Source organism: Streptomyces sp. NBC_00464 (assembly GCF_036013915.1).
Classification (GTDB): Bacteria; Actinomycetota; Actinomycetes; order Streptomycetales; family Streptomycetaceae; genus Streptomyces.
Window position 1 is genome coordinate 4120214 of the sequence record NZ_CP107899.1, and the last position, 19974, is coordinate 4140187.

The 19974-nt window shown below is 71.5% G+C and carries 17 protein-coding genes; 13 read left to right on the forward strand and 4 right to left on the reverse strand.

The window, feature by feature from the left end; all coding sequences use genetic code 11:
- Positions 1 to 43: 43 nt before the first annotated feature.
- Positions 44 to 1936 carry a serine/threonine-protein kinase gene (locus OG912_RS18590; RefSeq protein ID WP_327710336.1) on the reverse strand — a complete coding sequence of 631 codons (1893 nt, stop codon included), beginning with the start codon at positions 1934 to 1936 and terminating at the stop codon, positions 44 to 46.
- 323 nt (positions 1937 to 2259) lie between these two features.
- On the opposite strand from OG912_RS18590, the gene OG912_RS18595 reads away from it, so the two are divergent.
- The 3 genes from OG912_RS18595 to OG912_RS18605 all read left to right on the forward strand — a co-directional run bounded on the left by OG912_RS18595 (position 2260) and on the right by OG912_RS18605 (position 5338).
- Entirely contained in the window at positions 2260 to 3621 is a 1362-nt protein-coding gene (locus tag OG912_RS18595; RefSeq protein WP_326737157.1) for an aspartate aminotransferase family protein, read from the forward strand.
- Between the two features lie 87 nt (positions 3622 to 3708).
- On the forward strand, positions 3709 to 4464 hold the full coding sequence (locus OG912_RS18600; RefSeq protein ID WP_327710337.1) for a GntR family transcriptional regulator: 756 nt from the start codon (positions 3709 to 3711) through the stop codon (positions 4462 to 4464).
- 223 nt (positions 4465 to 4687) lie between these two features.
- Entirely contained in the window at positions 4688 to 5338 is a 651-nt protein-coding gene (locus OG912_RS18605; RefSeq protein ID WP_327710338.1) for a hypothetical protein, read from the forward strand.
- Positions 5339 to 5391: 53 nt separating this feature from the next.
- On the opposite strand, the gene OG912_RS18610 is transcribed toward OG912_RS18605, so the two are convergent.
- Positions 5392 to 6186: an SLATT domain-containing protein gene (locus tag OG912_RS18610; protein WP_327710339.1), complete on the reverse strand. Its 795-nt coding sequence runs from the start codon at positions 6184 to 6186 to the stop codon at positions 5392 to 5394.
- Positions 6187 to 6564: 378 nt separating this feature from the next.
- On the opposite strand from OG912_RS18610, the gene OG912_RS18615 reads away from it, so the two are divergent.
- From OG912_RS18615 to OG912_RS18655, 9 genes are all read left to right on the forward strand, one after another.
- Positions 6565 to 6900, forward strand: a complete 336-nt coding sequence (locus OG912_RS18615) for a YbaB/EbfC family nucleoid-associated protein (RefSeq protein ID WP_326740667.1) — start codon at positions 6565 to 6567, stop codon at positions 6898 to 6900.
- 141 nt (positions 6901 to 7041) lie between these two features.
- Positions 7042 to 7641: a recombination mediator RecR gene (gene recR / locus OG912_RS18620; RefSeq protein ID WP_266780167.1), complete on the forward strand. Its 600-nt coding sequence runs from the start codon at positions 7042 to 7044 to the stop codon at positions 7639 to 7641.
- Positions 7642 to 7742: 101 nt separating this feature from the next.
- A complete protein-coding gene (locus tag OG912_RS18625; RefSeq protein WP_326737153.1) occupies positions 7743 to 8402 on the forward strand; it encodes a DUF5063 domain-containing protein in 660 nt (219 codons plus the stop codon).
- A 97-nt stretch (positions 8403 to 8499) separates the two neighbouring features.
- The gene (locus OG912_RS18630) at positions 8500 to 9090 is read left to right on the forward strand and encodes a GNAT family N-acetyltransferase (RefSeq protein ID WP_327710340.1); all 591 of its coding nucleotides are present in this window, start codon (positions 8500 to 8502) and stop codon (positions 9088 to 9090) included.
- Positions 9091 to 9239: 149 nt separating this feature from the next.
- Positions 9240 to 11327 carry a LamG domain-containing protein gene (locus OG912_RS18635; protein WP_327710341.1) on the forward strand — a complete coding sequence of 696 codons (2088 nt, stop codon included), beginning with the start codon at positions 9240 to 9242 and terminating at the stop codon, positions 11325 to 11327.
- A 219-nt stretch (positions 11328 to 11546) separates the two neighbouring features.
- Positions 11547 to 12818 carry an aspartate kinase gene (locus tag OG912_RS18640; protein ID WP_148019924.1) on the forward strand — a complete coding sequence of 424 codons (1272 nt, stop codon included), beginning with the start codon at positions 11547 to 11549 and terminating at the stop codon, positions 12816 to 12818.
- Complete coding sequence (locus OG912_RS18645; RefSeq protein ID WP_327710342.1) at positions 12815 to 13879, forward strand: aspartate-semialdehyde dehydrogenase; 1065 nt, start codon at positions 12815 to 12817, stop codon at positions 13877 to 13879. The genes OG912_RS18640 and OG912_RS18645 overlap by 4 nt, the downstream gene beginning before the upstream one ends.
- Before the next feature lie 359 nt (positions 13880 to 14238).
- A complete protein-coding gene (locus OG912_RS18650; RefSeq protein WP_326740666.1) occupies positions 14239 to 14814 on the forward strand; it encodes a SigE family RNA polymerase sigma factor in 576 nt (191 codons plus the stop codon).
- Between the two features lie 98 nt (positions 14815 to 14912).
- The gene (locus OG912_RS18655; RefSeq protein ID WP_327710343.1) at positions 14913 to 16070 is read left to right on the forward strand and encodes a hypothetical protein; all 1158 of its coding nucleotides are present in this window, start codon (positions 14913 to 14915) and stop codon (positions 16068 to 16070) included.
- Between the two features lie 108 nt (positions 16071 to 16178).
- On the opposite strand, the gene OG912_RS18660 is transcribed toward OG912_RS18655, so the two are convergent.
- Together OG912_RS18660 and OG912_RS18665 are read right to left on the reverse strand one after the other, a co-directional pair.
- Positions 16179 to 17054: an SURF1 family protein gene (locus OG912_RS18660; protein WP_327710344.1), complete on the reverse strand. Its 876-nt coding sequence runs from the start codon at positions 17052 to 17054 to the stop codon at positions 16179 to 16181.
- Between the two features lie 94 nt (positions 17055 to 17148).
- Positions 17149 to 18987 carry a S9 family peptidase gene (locus tag OG912_RS18665; protein WP_327710346.1) on the reverse strand — a complete coding sequence of 613 codons (1839 nt, stop codon included), beginning with the start codon at positions 18985 to 18987 and terminating at the stop codon, positions 17149 to 17151.
- 70 nt (positions 18988 to 19057) lie between these two features.
- Between OG912_RS18665 and OG912_RS18670 the strand changes: the two genes are divergently transcribed.
- Positions 19058 to 19906 carry a class I SAM-dependent methyltransferase gene (locus tag OG912_RS18670; RefSeq protein ID WP_327710347.1) on the forward strand — a complete coding sequence of 283 codons (849 nt, stop codon included), beginning with the start codon at positions 19058 to 19060 and terminating at the stop codon, positions 19904 to 19906.
- Positions 19907 to 19974: the final 68 nt, after the last annotated feature.

Below are 19974 nucleotides of genomic sequence, written 5' to 3' on the forward strand. Positions count from 1 at the left end.
CTGTGCGTGGGCGTCGGCCTCGTGGTGCGCAGTCTGCTCCGACTCAGCCCGACTTCGTGTACGTGAGCTTCTCGCCGGAGTCCGTGTTCACCCGGCTCAGGGTGCCGTCCGGGCGCAGGGTGAGGGTGGTGGCGCTGCCCGGGGTGCAGGACGTCATCGGTTCGCCCTGCGTCACCGCGGACGGGCCGAGGCTGACCGGTTCGCCGTCGGACGGCTCGGTCGCCAGGTCCGCCTCGAAGACGCAGTGGTAGGTGCCGCCGGTGTCCAGCGGTCCCTCTGCGGTGAGAGTGAGGACGGCCTCGCCCACCTGGCCCTGCTGGATGACCAGTTCGCGGGTGGAGTGGCCGGCGGCGTTGTCGATGCTGCCGGACCAGGTGCCCAGATACGCCTCCGGGACGGCTCCCTCGTCGTTGCCGTTCTGCCCGTCGTCCCCGTTCTGCCCGTCGTCGCTGGGCGACGGGTCCTGCGGGCCGTCGGGGGAGGGCGAGTGGGAGGAACCGTCCGACGGGGACGGGTCGGCCGGGCCTGCGGTGGATGCGCCGCGGTCGCTCATGAGCGCGTAGACGGACCCGCCCGCCCCGATGGCGACGAGTACCGCGATCGCGACGAGGGCGACCGTCGAACCGGCGCTCCGGCGGGCGGGGGCGGGGGCGGGCGGCTGGGCGCCGGCCGGGTGGGGCGGGCCGTACGGGGGCGTGGGGCCGAAGCCCGGCTGCTGCGGATAGCCGTACGCGTAGCCCTGGTTGGGGTTCTGCTGCTGCGGATAGCCGTACCCCTGGCCGGGGTGCGGCTGGGCGGGCAGTTGCGGATAGCCGTACGTGGGGGAGGGCGGACCGGGCGGTGGCGGTTCGGCCGGAGGGGCGGCGGGGGCGGGCGTGGGGGGCACGACCGCGGTGGGGAGCCAGGGGGCGCTGTCGGGCGCGGAGTGCTGCGGTGTGTTCCCGGGGTGCGCGGCGTCGAGGGGCGCGCTGTCCGGGGCCGCGTCGTCCGGCACCGCGTCCGTCGGGTCTTCCGAGTCCAGCAACCCCACGGCATGGCGGCCGAGTTGGGCGATGAGCGCGCCCGGCAGCCAGGGTTCCGCGCTGTCGCCCTCGTCCAGCCGCTCCAGGATCTCGTCCGTGGACGGACGGGCCCCGGGGTCCTTGCGGAGGCAGTCCTGGATCAGTTCCACGAGGTCGACCGGCACCCCGGTCAGGTCCGGTTCCTCCTGCGCGATCCGGAACAGCAGCGCGTGCACCCCGCTGGCTGCCGCACCGAACGGAAGCCGCCCTGTCGACGCGTACGCCAGCACCGACCCCAGGCAGAACACGTCGCACGCCATGGTCACGCGCTCGCCGCGCACCTGCTCGGGCGACATGAAGCCGGGCGAGCCGACCAGGGCGCCGGTGCGGGTGAGGCCGCCGTCGGTGACGGTGTCGAGGGCCCGGGCTATGCCGAAGTCGATGACGCGCGGGCCGTCGATCGTCAGCAGGATGTTGGACGGCTTGAGGTCGCGGTGGATGAGTCCCGCGGAGTGGATGGCCCGGAGGGCGTGGGCGAGACCGGCACCCAGTATGTGGACGGAGCGGTCGGGCAGCGGGCCGTACGCCCCGGGGGCCGGGCCCGCCGAGGTGCTCGCGCGCCCCGAGACGGTGGCCTGGAGGGAGGGGCCGGCGACGTAGCCGGTGGCGACCCACGGCACGGCGGCCTCGGTGTCGGCGTCCAGCACGGGGGCGGTCCAGGTGGAGCCGACCCGGCGGGCGGCCTGCACCTCCTTCCGGAACCGGTCGCGGAACTCCTGCTGTTCGGCGAGTTCCTCGCGGACCAGTTTGATGGCGACCACGCGTCCGCGGTCCGAGCGGGCCAGGTACACCTGGCCCATGCCACCGGCGCCGAGCCGGCCCAGCAGGCGGTAGGCGCCGATGCGTTGTGGATCGGTGGCCCCGAGCTTCTCCATGGTGTGCAGTCCTCCCCCGTACGGCGACACGCCGGACGGGGTCGAGAATAGCGGCGCGGTTTGCCCCGGCGGGTGCCGGTGCGCGGGGGAGGTCCGCCGGGCGCCTCGGGCGCGCGAGGGGCGCCGGGCGCCTCCGGGCCGGGCGGGTGCGGGGTGCGGGGCGTGTCCATGGCCTCGGACCATCGACCGGGCGATCCCGGGGACCGGCAGCGGCGTCGACGGCCCGGGGTCTCGCGAGGACCCGACACCCTGCCGAACCAGGCGGCCCACGCCATACAAGGTGGCCATACCCGCCGCCGCCCGCCGCCGCCTACGCTCGTCGCATGACCCCTCATCCCCCTGTCGACTCCGCCGCCGGCGCGGCCGTCAAGGCCGCCGACCGCGCGCACGTGTTCCACTCCTGGTCCGCCCAGGGCCTGATCGACCCGCTCGCCGTCGCCGGCGCCGAGGGGTCGTACTTCTGGGACTACGACGGCAACCGCTACCTGGACTTCACCAGCGGCCTCGTCTACACCAACATCGGGTACCAGCACCCCACCGTCGTCGCCGCGATCCAGGAGCAGGCGGCGAAGATGACCACCTTCGCGCCCGCCTTCGCGATCGAGTCGCGCTCCGAGGCCGCACGCCTCATCGCCGAGCGCACCCCCGGTGACCTGGACAAGATCTTCTTCACCAACGGCGGCGCCGAGGCCGTCGAGAACGCCGTCCGGATGGCCCGGCTGCACACCGGCCGTACGAAGGTGCTCTCCGCCTACCGCTCGTACCACGGCGCCACCTCCACCGCGATCAACCTGACCGGTGACCCGCGCCGCTGGGCGTCCGACAACGGCTCCGCGGGCGTCGTCCGTTTCTGGGCCCCGTTCCTCTACCGCTCGCCGTTCTACGCACAGACCGAGGCGGAGGAGTGCGCCCGCGCGCTCCAGCACCTGGAGGACACCCTCGCCTACGAGGGCCCGTCGACCATCGCCGCGATCATCCTGGAGACCATCCCGGGCACCGCCGGCATCATGACGCCGCCGCCCGGCTACCTCGCCGGCGTCCGCGAGATCTGCGACCGGTACGGCATCGTCTTCGTCCTCGACGAGGTCATGGCGGGCTTCGGGCGCACCGGCAAGTGGTTCGCCGCCGACCACTTCGACGTCACGCCCGACCTGATGACCTTCGCCAAGGGCGTCAACTCCGGTTACGTACCGCTCGGCGGCGTCGCCATCTCCGCCGAGATCGCCGCCACCTTCGAGACCCGCCCCTACCCCGGCGGCCTCACCTACTCCGGCCATCCGCTGGCCTGCGCCGCCGCCGTCGCCACCATCCACGTGATGGAGGACGAGAAGGTCATCGAGAACGCCGCCCACATCGGCGAGACGATCCTGGGCCCCGGTCTGCGCGAGCTCGCCGAGAACCACCCGTCGGTCGGCGAGGTCCGCGGCCTCGGCGCGTTCTGGGCGCTGGAGCTGGTCCGCAACAAGGAGACCCGCGAGCCGCTGGTCCCGTACAACGCGACGGGCGAGGCCAACGCGCCGATGGCGGCCTTCGGCGCGGCGGCGAAGAAGAACGGCCTGTGGCCCTTCATCAACATGAACCGCACCCACGCCGTTCCTGCCTGCAACGTCACCGAGGCCGAGGCCAAGGAGGGCCTGGCCGCTCTCGACGTGGCGCTGTCGGTGGCCGACGAGCACACCGCGTAGCGACGAGCACACCGCGTAACGCTGCCGCGCCCCTCCCTTTTCCCCTCGTCTAAGGTGACCCGAGGCCGAAACAGGGGAGGGGCGCCCATGCGCGCGAGCGGAGCGGTCACCCGCAGTACGCTGCGGCAGCAGATCGCGGACGCGTTGCGTGACGAGGTGCTGGCCGGGCGTTTGCTGCCGGGACGGGAGTTCACCGTCAAGCAGATCGCCGAGCAGTACGGCGTCTCCGCGACCCCCGTCCGCGAGGCGCTCTTCGATCTCTCCGCGCAGGGCCTGCTCGAATCCGACCAGCACCGCGGATTCCGGGTCCACGAGTTCACCGTCGCGGACTACCGCGCGATGGTGGAGGCCCGCACCCTGGTCATGGACGGGGTCATCCGCGACGTCTTCACGGGGGAGCTCCCCTCGCTGCCGGAGCAGGAGGCCTACCGGGACGCGCTCGTCTCCGTACGCCGCCGGGCCGAGGAGGCCTCCCGCGCGGCGCGCGGCGGCGATCTGGACATCCTCATCGGCTACGACCTGCGCTTCTGGCGCGAGCTGGGCGCGCTCGTCGGCAACAGCTACATCACCGACTTCCTCCACCGGCTGCGCGTCCAGGCCTGGGTGTTCGCCGTCCCGTACCTGCGCGGCGACACCGACGTACGCGACTGGCTGTGGAACGGGCACCCCGACCTCGTCACCGCGATCTCGCACCGCGACCGCGACGCCCTGCGCAGGGCCGTCGAGGACTACAACGGCCACGCCCTGACCTGGGCGGACCGGCTGGCGGCCGGAGACCCGGCCCATCCGGGACACGCACCGCGGCCGGACGGGCCGGCGGCCCAGGGGCGTCCGGGAACCTGACCGGTCCGGACAGACGGGCGGCAGAGGACGGACGGCAGACGGGCGGCAGACGGGCGGCAGACGGACGGGCGGCAGACGGGCGGCAGACGGACGGTCGGGCCGGACCGGTCGTGAACCGGTCGTGAACCGGTCGTGAGGGGCCACTGTCCGCGACGTCCCGACCGCATTACGCTGTCCCGACCATCGCACCACCGCACGCATCCCCGCATGAGAGCGAGACTTCGTGGCCTGTGACCTGTGGCTGGTCCCCCTCGTCGATGTGCTGTGCCACAGCCCCGACAACCCCTTCGCCGAAGAGATAGCCGTCTACGACAAAGCGCTCGGCGAGGCAGGGCTGCCGCCCGTGCCCGTCTACGCGTACATGCCCGGACTGACCGGTGACGTGGCCCCGGTCGCGGGCTTCGACTACGACGCGCTGCACTTCCTGCGCCGCGCCCACCTCCTCCGGCTCAGCGGCCTCGCCGTCACCCCCGTCGACGAACTGGGCGGCGACTACGAGCAGTTGCTGGAGATGTTCGAGCCGGCCGCCCAGCAGTCGCACCTGGTGTGGCACTACGACCACGCGGGCGCGTACGTCCCCGTGGACTTCGCCGTGCCGCTGTCCACCGACGCCCTGCTGGAGGGCGGCGGTCCGCTCGGTTCGGCGCACGGGCTGCTGCGGGAGCTGCAGTTCGTCGCCCCGTCCATCGGCATCGATCCGGCCAACCCGCCGCCCGCCCCGCTGCCGCCCGCCGCGCCCACCGCGCTGGAGGAACCGGCGCTGCCGATCCCCTACGACGACAACCCGTTCGCCCGGGAACGCCACGTCTGGCTCGGCCTGCACGCGGCGGTCACCCGCAGCCTCGCCCAGGGCTCGATGATCATTTTCAGCTGAGGGGCTGCCGGGCGCGGACCCCGCCGCTCCCCGCGGTGCTCACCGGTGACCGGTCACCGCGGGGACTCCGGCGGCCGCTGCCGCGGCATGTTCGGCCGGCCCATCGACTGCAGCGGAAACCTCCCCGGCTGCGCCCCCGGCTCCGTGCGCCCGCCGCCCGAACCGCCCGAGACCAGCGCCTGCATGCCCATCGGCGCGGGACCGGCCCGGAACTCCACCATCCAGTCCGCGGTCTCCGACCGTACGAGCTCCGTGATGTCCTCCGAGAAGCGCCGCAGCACCCCCAGGCACCGCTCGGCCGCCTCGCTCGCCGTCCCCTCGGCCGGGCCGAGCACCTCGCGCACGCACTCCGAAGCCCAGTCGAACTGGAGCACCTGGAGCCGTCGCTGTACGGCCTGTGCCGTGGCGAGATTCCTTATCCAGCCCGAGGTCAGCCCGAAGTACCGGTCGCACGCCATGCACGCGGCGCCCAGCAGCAGCGACAGATACCCCCAGCCGGCCGCGCCGTGCAGCGCGCCCGTCAGATCGAGCAGCGGCAGCGCGGCGCCCGCCACCGCCCCGGCCGCGGCCCCCATGCGCAGCGCCCTGGCGCCGCGCCGCTTCCACACCCGGTCGCCCAGATACCAGTCGGCGGTGCGCAGCGCATCGGCCTCGACCCAGCGGTACAGCTCGTCCAGCCGCTGGGCGGGTTCGCCCCAGTCGCCGAGCGGGAACGGCGTCCCGGTCAGGTCCCTGCCCTGCGCCTCACGGCTCCGAGCGCCGGAGCCCGCACCGGAGGAAGTGGCCGGACCGGGCACACCGGATTCGTTGCGGGGCGGCCCTTCGGGCTGCATCTCCGGCTGACTCACCGGGGTACTCCTCTGCATGCTGCATAGCGACGCGTGTTCTCGACCGCGTACTCGACGATGGGCGGATCTCTGCTCTCTGTGCACTCGCTGCTCACTGGCCCCGGTGCGACCCGCAGTCCCCCATGCGTAACCTTGCGTGACGGGAGATGTGCGTGCGTGTACCGGGACGCCCCCCTTCCTACCGCCGAATGGTGGGCCGTGGGGTCGAAATCGCGGTATTCCCGGGTGCACCGGGCTTCTGGTCAGGTATAGGAGTCCTGCCACCGCCCACCCGAACTCACTCGAAAGAGTTGCTCGCCAGTGGGTGGGGCGCGCTGCCCGGGGACCACGTAGGCTCGGCTTACCGAAACATTTGTCGTCGAAATGCCTGGAGTGACCGTGATTCCCGGTGGTGGTCAGCCCAACATGCAGCAGTTGCTGCAGCAGGCTCAGAAGATGCAGCAGGACCTCGCGGAGGCGCAGGAGGAGCTGGGCAGGACCGAGGTCGAGGGTCAGGCCGGCGGCGGCCTGGTGAAGGCGACGGTCACCGGCTCCGGCGAGCTGCGCGGCCTGGTGATCGACCCGAAGGCGGTGGACCCGGAGGACACCGAGACGCTCGCGGACCTCGTCGTGGCGGCGGTCCAGGCGGCGAACGAGAACGCCCAGCAGCTCCAGCAGCAGAAGCTGGGCCCGCTGGCCCAGGGCCTGGGCGGCATGCCAGGCCTCCCCTTCTGACCGCGGACGTACCGCTGACGAAGGGGTCCGTACCGCTGACGAAAGGGTCCGTACCGCTGACGACCGCGGACGTACCCAAGACCGTACGTACCCCCTACGGTACGTACACGACGAAGCCGACCCGGCCCGAAAGGCGTTCCGTTGTACGAAGGCGTGGTTCAGGACCTCATCGACGAGTTGGGCAGGCTGCCCGGCGTCGGTCCCAAGAGCGCGCAGCGGATCGCCTTCCACATCCTGCAGGCCGAGCCCACGGATGTGCGCCGTCTCGCCCATGCGCTGCTGGAGGTCAAGGACAAGGTCCGCTTCTGCGCGGTCTGCGGCAACGTGGCCCAGCAGGAGGAGTGCGGGATCTGCCGCGACCCGCGCCGCGACCGGACGGTCATCTGCGTGGTCGAGGAGCCGAAGGACGTCGTGGCGATCGAGCGGACCCGTGAGTTCCGGGGCCGCTACCACGTCCTGGGCGGGGCGATCAGCCCCATCGAGGGCGTCGGGCCGGACGATCTGCGCATCCGCGAGCTGCTGGCCCGTCTCGCCGACGGCTCCATCACCGAACTGATCCTGGCGACCGACCCCAACCTGGAGGGCGAGGCCACCGCGACGTACCTGGCGCGGATGGTCAAGCCGATGGGTCTGCGCGTCACCCGGCTGGCCAGCGGCCTGCCGGTGGGCGGCGACCTGGAGTACGCGGACGAGGTCACCCTCGGCCGCGCCTTCGAGGGGAGGCGTCTGCTCGATGTCTGATCGTCTTCCGGCCGTCGACCGGCGGTCTCACGGCGGCTTTACGTTCAGCGCAGCTATCTTCTACTCACCGTCTGCGACCGTGCCCACGGGAGGTCTCCTCGATGTCTGACGCCACGCTGAACACTGTCACGCAGGACCCCGACGACTTCGCGGTTCAGATCGCCGACCAGATCAAGACGTTCATCGTCGCGGTCACCGAGGTGTCTATGGTCGAGGAGCCGGAGGAGGCCGTCCCGGTCCTGCTCCTCCAGGTCTCCCAGCTCCTGCTGGCCGGCGGCCGGCTGGGCGCGTACGAGGACATCCTTCCCGACGAGCGCTACGAGCCGGACCTGGGCGCCGAGCCGGACGCGGACGGCCTGCGCGAGCGGTTCGCGGCCCTGCTGGCGCCGATCGATGTCTACTCCGAGGTCTTCGACCCGTACGAGCCCCGCAAGGCCCCGGTCCCGGCCCGCATCTCCGACGACCTGGCCGACCTGGTCACGGACCTGCGCCACGGCCTGGCCCACTACGAGGAGGACCGCACCACGGAGGCCCTGTGGTGGTGGCAGTTCTCCTACTTCTCCAACTGGGGCTCCACCGCCTCCGCCGCCCTGCGCGCACTCCAGTCCCTGATCGCCCACATCCGGCTGAACCAGCCCCTCCAGGAGCTCGACGGCCTGGACACCGACCAGGACGCGGGCGACGACGACCTGGCCGAGGAGGCGGGCCGCGTCATGGTCGAGGAGATCGCGGGCCCGCTGGGGCTGCGTCCGGTGAAGTAGCGGCTCCCGGGGCCCTGTCACAGCGGCTCACACAGCGGCTCCCGGGCGGTTCGAAAACAAGATCGCCGCGGGACCGCCCCGGATCTACCATCACCGGATGATTCAGGGCGAGCTGGTACGGCTCCGCGCGCTGCGCGCGGACGACGCGGAACATCATCTCCGGTGGCGCAACGACCCGGAGGTGGTGCACTGGGCCACGGGTGGCGACCCGATATTCGGTCCGGTCACGGCGGAGGCCGTCGGGCTCGCCTTCGACACGATGCTGCGGTTGATGCCGAGGGACTCGGCGGTCCTCACGGTCGAGGACCTCGGCAACGGCGCGGTGATCGGGATGGTGGACTACCGGGACCTGGACCCGTTCGCCGGGCTGGTCACGGTGGGCGTGACCATCGGCAGCCGGGACCACTGGGGCGGCGGGTACGGCTCGGAGGCGTTGAAGCTGCTGGTGGGGCACCTGTTCGGGGCGTTCGGGCTGCACCGGATCGAGCTCGACACCTGGAGCGGCAACGAGCGGGCCGTCCGTGCCTTCACCAAGGCGGGATTCCGCGAGGAGGGCCGGCGCCGGGAGACCGTACTGGTGGAGGGCAAGCGGTACGACACCGTGCTGTTCGGGATGTTGCGCGAGGAGTGGGCGGGTTCGGTCGCGCAGGGTTCGGGCCCACGAGAGGTGCGGGGAGCCGCCCGATAGCGACCCCTGCGGCGGTGAAAAAATGCCGGGCCCGTTGTCGGTGCCCGCTGTTAGCCTCCCCCAGCCCGTGATCACCACGGGCCTTGCAGGGGAGGGGACTCGAAAGCATGACAAGCGGGATAAGACGTAGGAGAGCCCGGTGGCTCGGAGTGCTGTCGGTCGGTGTGGCCGTCGTGCTGGCGGCGCCGAACGCGGCCGTGGCGGCGGACAATCTGCCGCCGCTCCAGCCGGTTGCCGCGGATCTGACGACGGGTTCGAAGCCGTGTGCCGCGGGAGTCGACCGGCCGTACGTGCCGGGGGCCCCGCGGGTGGCCGCGGTGCTGTCGGATCCGGTGGAGGATGACTTCGTCACCGGGGAGTTCGAGGCGTGGTGGACGGACGGGGACGGCGTCGAGCAGCGCCGGAGCTACCACCCCTCGACGCTGCTGCCGTCCGGTTCCACTGTGAGGTGGCAGCTTCCCTCGGACCTCCCGGCGTCGACGGTCATCTCATGGCGGGTGCGGGCCGATGACGGCGAGGCCGTTTCGCCGTGGAGCGCGGCCGATGCCAGTGGCGCAGCCTGCGAGTTCGTGATCGACGATGTGAGTCCGGAGAAGCCCACGGTCACTTCGGCCGAATACCCGGAGGACGTCTTCTGGTCGGACGGTGTCGGGGTCTACGGGACGTTCCACTTCGATTCTCCGTCGGACGACGTCGTCAGCTACACGTACGGCTTCGTCGGGGGTCCGTACGGGACGGTGCAGGCGGACGGGCCGGACGGTTCCGCGGAGATCCGCTTCATGCCGACGTCGAGAGCACCGGGCAGCCTTGAGGTCTCCGCGAACGACCGTTCAGGCCGTCGCAGTTCGACTACCTACTACCATTTCTACGTCCAGGCGGGCCGCTCCCCGGTCGGGCAGTGGACACTGGCCGACCCCGCGGGTTCCACGTCCGCCACACCCACGGCGGGGACCGCGGCCCGTGCCGGCACGGGAGTCACGTTCGGAGGCCCAGTGCCCTCGGGCACCTCGCTGACGTCCACGGCGACGCTCGACGGGACGGGACACGGCTTCCTGACGCCCGCCGCGCAGGTCGTCGACCCCGGGAAGACCTTCGCGGTCGGCGGCTGGGTACGGCCTGCGGCGCTGGACCACGACATGACGCTCGCCAGCCAGGACGCGGGCACCGCGCCCGGTTTCACGCTCGGAGCCCGTACCGGCGACGCTGAGCCGGTCTGGTCGTTCGGCATCGGCGGTACGCGCGTCAGCGGCGGCCGTCCCGAGGCCGGCGAGTGGGCCTATGTGCTCGGCCTGTACGACGCCGAGACGGGGCTGGCGCATCTGTACGTGAACGGCCAGGAGGCGGGCACCGCCACCGAGGCCGCACCCTCGACGGTCACCGGTGACTTCCAGATCGGCCGCGCACGCGGCAAGGCCGGCTATCGGGACCGCTGGCAGGGCGAGATCGGCGACGTCCGGACATACGACCGGGTCGTGGTCCCCGCCGAGGCCGCGGAGCTGGCCCTCCGCACCCCGCAGGAGCGGGGTCACTGGTCCCTGGAGACCGCGTCCGACGGTCTCAGCCCGGAGCTGCACGGTGGCGAGCCGCTGAAGCTCGCGGCCGGCGCTTCGGTCTACAACCTGCCTGCCGACGCGTGTGACCCGATTGCCGACCCGGAATGCGTGCCGCCCACCTATCCACTCGTCGATTCCGGGCAGCTGGATCTCGACGGGGCCGGCGGGTATGCCGCCACGGACAGCCCGGTCGTCGACACCGGTGACAGTTTCACCATCGGTGCGGTGGTCCAGTTCGCGGACCAGGAGCCCACTCGTCCTATGACGGTGCTCTCGCAGGGCGGGGAGCACGGTGACGCGTTCAAGGTGCGGTACGTGCCCTCTGCGCTGAGGTTCGAGCTTGTGATGAGCCATGCGGATGCGCAGGGAGCCGACGAGACGGTCGCCGGCATCATGGCGCTGGCGGACGACGGCGGATCGGGGGGACACCGCATCGCGGTCGTCCACGACGCCGCATTCGACCGGATCACGCTGTACGTGGACGGCCAGCCGAGTGAGGGCGTGGAATTCCGTTCGTCCTGGACGAGCACCGGCGGCCTCCAGGTGGGGCGCGGCCACACGGCTGACGGCTGGGGCGAGTACCTGCACGGATCGGTCGACGAGGTGCAGGCCTTCTCCGGGGCGCTGGGCGAGACCGCCGTCCACCAGCTCGGGCACGGCGCGGAGCCCTGCCTCACCTGCTGATCACGGCCTGATGTGGCCCAGCCCTCTCCGTGTGGGCTGGGCCACATAAGGGAGTGGGCGGGTGATCGGCGGGCAGCAGACTCCTACGAGCAGTTCGGGGCGACACGCCAATGATCACGTGGTGGGCGGGACATCTCAGCATGTGGTAGTAACGGGTCGTTTCCGGACTGCTCGTTAAACTGAGCCGACCGCGATAAATGGATTGAGCGAGGAGCGCACGTGGGCCTTGTCGTGCAGAAGTACGGAGGCTCCTCCGTAGCCGATGCCGAAGGCATCAAGCGGGTCGCCAAGCGAGTAGTCGACGCCAAGAAGAACGGCAACCAGGTGGTTGTCGTGGTGTCAGCGATGGGCGACACGACGGACGAGCTGATCGATCTCGCCGAGCAGGTATCTCCGATGCCGGCCGGGCGTGAGTTCGACATGCTGCTGACCGCCGGAGAGCGGATCTCCATGGCCCTGTTGGCGATGGCGATCAAAAACCTGGGCCACGAGGCCCAGTCGTTCACGGGCAGCCAGGCCGGTGTCATCACCGACTCGGTCCACAACAAAGCGCGCATCATCGATGTCACGCCGGGCCGCATCCGGACCTCGATCGACGAGGGCAACATCGCCATCGTCGCCGGGTTCCAGGGCGTCAGCCAGGAGGGCAAGAACATCACGACCCTCGGCCGCGGCGGTTCGGACACCACCGCGGTGGCGCTCGCGGCGGCGCTGGACGCCGAGGTCTGTGAGATCTACACCGATGTGGACGGTGTCTTCACCGCCGACCCGCGGGTCGTGAAGAAGGCCCGGAAGATCGACTGGATCTCCTTCGAGGACATGCTGGAACTGGCCGCGTCCGGTTCCAAGGTGCTGCTGCACCGCTGTGTGGAGTATGCACGCCGCTACAACATTCCGATCCACGTCCGTTCGTCCTTCTCGGGGCTGCGCGGGACCTGGGTCAGCAACGAGCCGCAAGGGGACCAGCAGGTGGAGCACGCCATCATCTCCGGAGTCGCCCATGACGTCTCCGAGGCCAAGGTCACGGTCGTCGGCGTGCCCGACAAGCCGGGCGAGGCCGCAGCGATCTTCCGCGCCATCGCGGACGCCGAGATCAACATGGACATGGTGGTGCAGAACGTCTCCGCCGCGTCGACCGGTCTGACCGACATCACCTTCACGCTCCCCAAGGCGGAGGGCCGCAAGGCCATCGACGCCCTGGAGCGCAGCAGGGCCGGCATCGGCTTCGAGTCGCTGCGCTACGACGACCAGATCGCCAAGATCTCCCTGGTCGGCGCGGGCATGAAGACCAATCCGGGCGTCACCGCGGGCTTCTTCGAGGCGCTGTCCGACGTCGGTGTGAACATCGAGCTGATCTCGACATCCGAGATCCGCATCTCGGTCGTCACCCGCGCCGACGACGTCAACGAGGCCGTGCGCGCCGTGCACACCGCCTTCGGCCTCGACAGCGACTCCGACGAGGCAGTCGTGTACGGGGGCACCGGCCGATGACCGCACGCCGCCCTTCGCTCGCGGTCGTCGGCGCGACCGGGGCGATCGGCGGCGTCATGCTCCAGATCCTCACGGAACACGCGGATGTCTGGGGCGAGGTGAAACTGATCGCCTCACCGCGTCTGGTCGGCCGCAAGCTGGTCGTGCGCGGTGAGGAGGTCGAGGTCCTCGGACTCACCGAGGACGTCTTCGACGACGTCGACGTGGCGCTCTTCCTGGTGCCCGACGAGGTCTCCGCGCGCTGGGCGCCGATCGCCGCGTCCAAGGGCGCCGTCGTCATCGACGACTCCGCCGCCTTCCGGATGGACGACGACGTCCCGCTCGTCGTCCCCGAGATCAACCCCCATGCCGTACGGATCAGGCCGCGCGGCATCGTCGCGAGCCCGAGCTGCACGACGCTGTCGCTGATCGTCGCGGTCGGCGCCCTGCACGCCGAGTTCGGGCTGCGGGAGCTCGTCGTCTCCTCCTACCAGGCGGTGAGCGGGGCGGGGCGCGACGGCGTCGCCGTGCTGCGTGAGCAGCTGTCGATGGTGGCCGGCACCGAACTCGGTACGAAGCCGGGCGACGTGCGCCGGATGGTGGGCGACACGGACGAAGGCCCGTTCGCCGCACCCGTCGCTCTCAACGTCGTGCCGTGGGCCGGTACGGACGCGGGCGACGGCTGGTCGTCCGAGGAGCTGGCGATCCGCGACGAGTGCCGCAAGATCCTTGATCTGCCCGCGCTGAGGGTCTCGGCGACCTGTGTCTACGTACCCGTGATCGCCACGCACTCGATGTCCGTGCACGCCCGCTTCGAGAACGAGGTCGCGGTCGACCGGGCCCACGAGATCCTGGCCACCGCACCGGGCGTCGTGCTGTACGACAACCCGGGAGCCGGAGATTTCCCCACCCCGTCCGATGTGGTGGGCACCGACCCGACCTGGGTCGGCCGGGTCCGTCGTTCACTGGACGACCCCAGGGCGCTGGAGCTCTTTCTCTGCGGCGACAACCTCCGCAAGGGGGCCGCGCTGAACGTGGCGCAGATCGCCGAAGCGGTGGCTTCCGAATTTCCTCGGTCCTGATCGAACCTGTTTTGTACGCTCTGTGAAAGCCCTGTGAGCAACTTGCTGGTCTGAACCTCTTGAGCTGGGGTATCGCGGTGGCAGACGATGACCTTTCGGCCCGTCGCAACCGCCGGCCGGGTGGCACGCGTCTCAGCGGTCACTTCCTGCGCGGCGTAGCGCATATTCGGGGCATTTGGGGAAGAGCGGGTACGTATGAAGGCATATCGCATGGTGTCAAACGCGGTGCCGTATGCGTACAACCCTGACGGGGGGAAACGTGTCCAACTGGCGTGGCAGAGGTTCTCGATATCACAGTGGTGGGCCCCCTGCGCGGCGCTTCGGTGCGACCGCTCAGACGGCCCCGCGCGTCCGGCGGTATGCCGGTGATCGCGCCCATGCCCGCAGCGCGGCCTGCGGGGCTGCCGTCGCAGCGCGAGGGCGCTGAGGAGGCCGTGGCAGCCGGAACCACCGTCGACCATCTCACCGAGACCTACCGCGCCCACTACCGTTCGCTGCTCGGCCTCGCCGCCCTGCTGCTGGACGACACGGCCTCCTGTGAGGACGTCGTGCAGGAGGCGTTCATCCGTGTTCATTCGGCGCGCAACCGGGTACGCGAGCCGGAGAAGACGCTCGCGTACCTGCGCCAGACCGTCGTCAACCTCTCCCGCTCCGCGCTGCGCCGCCGCATCCTGGGGCTGAAGCTGCTCTCCAAGCCGATGCCGGACATGGCGAGCGCGGAGGAGGGGGCGTACGACCAGCTGGAGCGGGACGCGCTGATCAAAGCGATGCGGGGGCTGCAACGACGCCAGCGGGAGGTGCTGGTGCTGCGCTACTTCGCAGACATGACCGAGGCGCAGGTCGCCGAGACGCTGGGGATATCCCTGGGCTCGGTGAAGGCGTACGGCTCCCGCGGTATCGCGGCGCTGCGCGTGGTGATGGAGGCGCAGGCATGAGCCGGCCCCATGACGACGATCACGAGCACGACAGTGGGAACGGAAACCGGCGTCCACCCGCGCGCGGACATCGAAATCACCGGACTGGAAACGGAATTGTGAACCTCGGGCCGGAGAACACCCCGCACACGGACCACGACGCAGGGGAGGGCGCGCACCCCGGTGGCGGCGCTGCCCCCTCCAGCGGGGTTTCCGGCCTCTTCGGTCCCGGGCCCCTCGGTGGTGAAGCTCTCGACGAGGCCGCGCTGCGCCGAATGATGCAGGGCGCCGTGCGGGACCTCGAACCGAGCGACGGCACCCTCGACCACCTGTTCCGCGCGGTGCCCGCACGGCGTGCGCGCCGTCGGCAGGCACTCGTCGGGGTGGCGGCGGCCGCGCTGCTCATCGGCACCGCGGTCCCCGCCTTCGTCCATGTCGCCAACTCCGAGGGCTCGACCACCGCCAGCCCCGCCATCGCCGGTCACGGCGAGCAGGCGCAGGGCGGCAGCGGCGAGGAACCCGGTGCGGTATCCGGCAACGGGGGCGGCACCGGCGGCGAGGGGCACCAGAGCGGTGCTCACGGCGTCCCGGACAGCACGGCCACTCCGTCGGACAGCAGCGGCCAGGACACGGACGAGAAGGTGGCCGGCGGTGCCTCGGACGGCCCGTCCGCCAGTGTGGAGGCCGCCACCATGCCGGCCTGCGCCCCCGACCAGCTCGGAGTCGCCTCCGCGAGCACCGGCACGGCCGGTGCCGACGGCACGGTGTACGGGAGTTTTCGCATCGCCAACGTGTCCGGCGAGAACTGCTCGGTGAGCAGCAGCGGCACGGTGGGCTTCGCGGCGACGGGTGCGGCCGACCCGACCAAGATCGTGGTCGTCCGGCACATCCAGGGGGATGCGGCGTCCGGACTGCCCGATCCTGCCCAGGAGGAGGCGACGGTGCTGCTAAAGCCGGCCATGACCTACGAGGTGCAGTTCGCCTGGGTGCCCCAGGACACCTGTCCGACCACGGGCGGTTCACCCTCCCCGACGCCTACGGACGGTGCGGCCGGCAGTACGGGGGTCGCGGCCGGGTCCACGACGGGCAGCGGAGCCTCGGACAGCGAGGCGGGTACCGAGACGCAGTTCGGCAGCGAGGAGGGCGACGGCACGGCACCGGGCGCCGTGTCCGTGCAGCACACGCCGGAACCGGGAGCGCCGGTCGCCGAGACGACGATCGCCAACGCCTGCGCGGGCACGATCTACCGGACGGGTGTGCTCGACCCCACTTCGTAGGAATAGGTGGGTGAGGCGGGGCCCGGCCCGGCGCGGGGGCCCCGATTCCAGGGAGCGCCGACGGGGCGGGCCGTTGGGACCGCCCCGTACTTCTCGGACCGCGGGCGGTCAGCCCGCGCGGGGGGCCTCGGTGTTCTCGGGGATGTCCTCGTCGGCGATCAGGCCGAGCTTCAGGTCCCGGGCGGCTTCGGCCTCGCGGCGGAGCAGCCGGAACCACATGAAGACCACGAACGCGGCGAAGACGAACCACTCACCGGTGTAGCCGAGGTTCTGGAACGCCTTCAGATCGAGCCCGCTGCCCTGGGCCGCGGCGGCCGGTACGGGACGCAGCTCACCGCTGCCCTTGCCCGGGGTGTCGGTGAGGGCGGCGTCGCCGGTCCCGGACGCGCCGGTCCCGGACGCACCCGTGCGGGCGTCGGTGTCCTGGAGCGTCACCCAGGCGTCGTAGACGTCGTACGGCACGAGGTTGACCAGGGAAGCGGCGCTGATCATGCCGACCTGGCCGTCGGGGAGTCCGCCCTTCGCGTCGACCCCGTCGGTGCCCGTGTTCTCCGAGGCCTGGAGGTCGCCGGTCACGGTGACCCGGCCGGTCGGCGCGGCCGGCACCTGGGTGTGTCCGGCCTTCCCGGGCAGCCAGCCGCGCACCACCGGCAGGGCCTTGCCGCTGTCGGTGCGCAGCATGTCCAGCACGTAGAAGCCGCTGCGGTCGTCCAGCTTCCGGCCGGGCACCAGGAACTGATCGGCGTACCGGCCGCTCGCGGTGGCGGGGCGGCCGGAGGTCACCGTGTCGACGGGCAGCAGCTCGTCGAGCGGCTCGGCGGCCATCGTGCCCGGCGCGGGCTGCTTCTCGGCGGCCTCGTGCGTCTGCACGCGGTCCTCGAAGCGGCCGAGCTGCCAGGTGCCCATGAACACGCAGAACGGGATGGCCAGCACGACGAAGAGGTTGATCCCCCACCATCGCGGGGTCAGCAGGAACCGGTACACCCCTCCACGGTACGGTCCCCGCTCCGGCCCGACGGAGCGGGGGCACCCGGGAAGCCCCTCTTTATCCGGCCCCTACGAGCCGTGCGCGCCGCGCCTACGCGCCGCCCCACGCGTCTCCCAAGTGGCGGCGCGCGAAGTCGAGCTCCAGACGGACCTGCTTGATCCGCTCCTCCACGACGAGCGAGCCGTGGCCCGCGTCGTACCGGTAGACCTCGTGCACGGCGTCGCGGCCCTTCAGCCGGTCGACGTAGTTCTCCACCTGGCGGATCGGGCAGCGCGGGTCGTTGACGCCCGCCGAGATGTAGACGGGCGCCCGCACGGCGTCGACGTACGTCAGGGGCGACGAGGCCTCGAACCGCTCGGGCACCTCTTCCGGACTCCCGCCCAGCAGGGTGCGGTCCATCGCCTTGAGGGCCTCCATCTCGTCGTGGTACGCCGTGACGTAGTCCGCGACCGGGACCGCGGCCAGGCCCATGGCCCAGTCGCCGGGCTGTGTGCCGAGGCCGAGCAGCGTCAGATAACCGCCCCAGGAGCCGCCGGCCAGGACCAGCTTCGCGGGGTCCGCGAGGCCGGACTTCACCGCCCATTCCCGCACCGCCGCGATGTCCTCCAGCTCGATCAGGCCGACCCGGTGCTTGAGCGCGTCCGTCCACGCCCGTCCGTAGCCCGTCGAGCCGCGGTAGTTGACCCGCACGACCGCATAGCCGTGGTCCACCCAGGCGGCGGGCCCGGCCGCGAAGGCATCGCTGTCGTGCCAGGTCGGTCCGCCGTGGATCTCGAACACGGTCGGGAACGGGCCCTCGGCCGGAGCGGCCGGGCGCTGGACGAGCGCATGGATGCGGCCCCCGGGCCCGTCCACCCACACGTCCTCGACCGGCACGGACACCGGGGCCTTCGCGCCGGGCGGATCGAGCACCACCGCACCGGTCGTGGAGCGCACGACGGGCGGCTCGGCGGCCGACGACCAGAGGTATTCCACCGTGCCGTCCGGCCGGGCCGTGGCACCCGAGACCGAACCGGCGGGCGTCTCCACCCGCACCAGGGCACCGCCGGCCGCGGCCGGCTCGTACCGCCAGAGCTCGCTGCGGGCCTCGAAGCCGTGCTCGACCAGCAGCGCGGAGCCGTCCGGATACCACTCGGCGCCGACATCGCCGGGCAGGTCGATGGCGAGGTCCGTCTGGGTGCCCGCCACCGGGTCCCAGATCATCGGCTCCCAGCGGCCGCGCCGCTGGTGCCCGACCAGCAGCCGGGTGTCACCGGCGACCGGTGCGAAGCCGAGGACCGCGAGGCCGAGCTCCTTCGTACCCCCCTCGGTGTCGTCCAGCTCCGCGACCGTGGTCCCGTCGGGGCGCACCACGCGCAGCGCGGAGTGCATCGCGTCGCCGTGCTCGGTGTGCTCCAGCGCGATCAGTGAGCCGTCGCGCGACAGGTCGCCGACCCCCGCCGACTCACGGTGGCGGTAGATCTCCACGGGCGCTGCCCCGGGCCGTACGACATGGACCGTCGTGCCGTCCTCGTCCGTCGAACGGCCGATCACCGCTGTCCCGTCCCGTCCGATCGCGAGCCCGGCCGGGTAGGAGGGATCGAGACCGGGAGCCGCGGGTTCGTCCCCCGCCGCCTCGTCGCCGGCGCGGAACGGCTGGCGCATCCACACCCCGAACTCGTCCCCGTCGGTGTCGCTGAACCACCACACCGCCTCGCCGTCCGGTGTCAGCACGCCGTCCGTCGTCCCGTTCGGCCGGTCCGTCACCTGGCGCTGCTCGCCCGTCGACCGGTCCCATGCGTAGAGCTCGTACGTCCCCGTCGCATTGGAGACGAACAGCGCGCGGTCCGGCGCATCCTCCGCCCAGTCGGGCAGCGACACCCGGGGGGCCCGGAAGCGCTGCTCCCACGCCGGAATGGAATCGCTCGTCGAACCAGTGGTCTCAGTCATGCCTCCATTCTGCGCCGGACGGCCGACAATCCGTTCGCGTCGTCCGCAGCCTGTGGATAACCTCGCCGGCATGCCTGTTCCGATACCTGCCGACTGGCGCGAGGCCAACCGCGCGATGTGGGATGAGCGTGTGCCCATCCACGCCGACAGCGACTTCTACGACCTCGACTCCTTCCGCGCGGGCAAGGACGCCCTGCGGGACTTCGAGCTGGCGGAGGTCGGGGACGTGACCGGCCGGACGCTGCTGCACCTGCAGTGCCACATCGGGGTCGACACCCTTTCCTGGGCCCGGCACGGCGCCGCGCAGGTCGTCGGCCTCGACTTCTCCGAACCGGCCGTCGAGACCGCCCGTGGGCTCGCCCGTGAGCTGGGCCTGGGCCCGGACCGGGCGGCGTTCGTCGCCGCTGACGTCCACGACGCGGCCGAGGCGGTGCCGGACTCCTCGTACGACATCGTCTACACGGGCATCGGTGCGCTGAACTGGCTGCCCGACATCGACCGCTGGGCCGAGACGGCGGCCTCGCTCGTCGCGCCCGGCGGGTTCCTCTACCTGGCGGAGTTCCATCCGCTCACCGACTGCCTCGACGACGAGACCGGTTCGACCGTCGTGCACGACTACTTCAGCCGCGACGCGTGGGTGGACGAGACGCCGGGCACGTACGCGGACTTCGACGCGCCGACTGTCCACAACCGCAGCGTCGAGTGGCAGCACCCGGTGGGGAGTGTGGTCTCCGCGCTGGCCGCGGCCGGTCTGCGGATCGAGTTCCTGCATGAGCACGACGCCTCGCTCTTCGCCCGCTTCCCGGTGCTGGAGCGCCGTTCGGACGGCTTCTACCGCTTCCCGGCGGAGCGGCCGCGGATTCCGCTGATGTACTCGATCAAGGCGACCCGGCCGGAGGAGCCGGGCAGGGGCCGGTAGCGCGGCGGAGCGGCCGGCGGGGGCCGTTCACCTGGGGCGGGACCGATTGTCAGTGCCGGGGTCCAGAC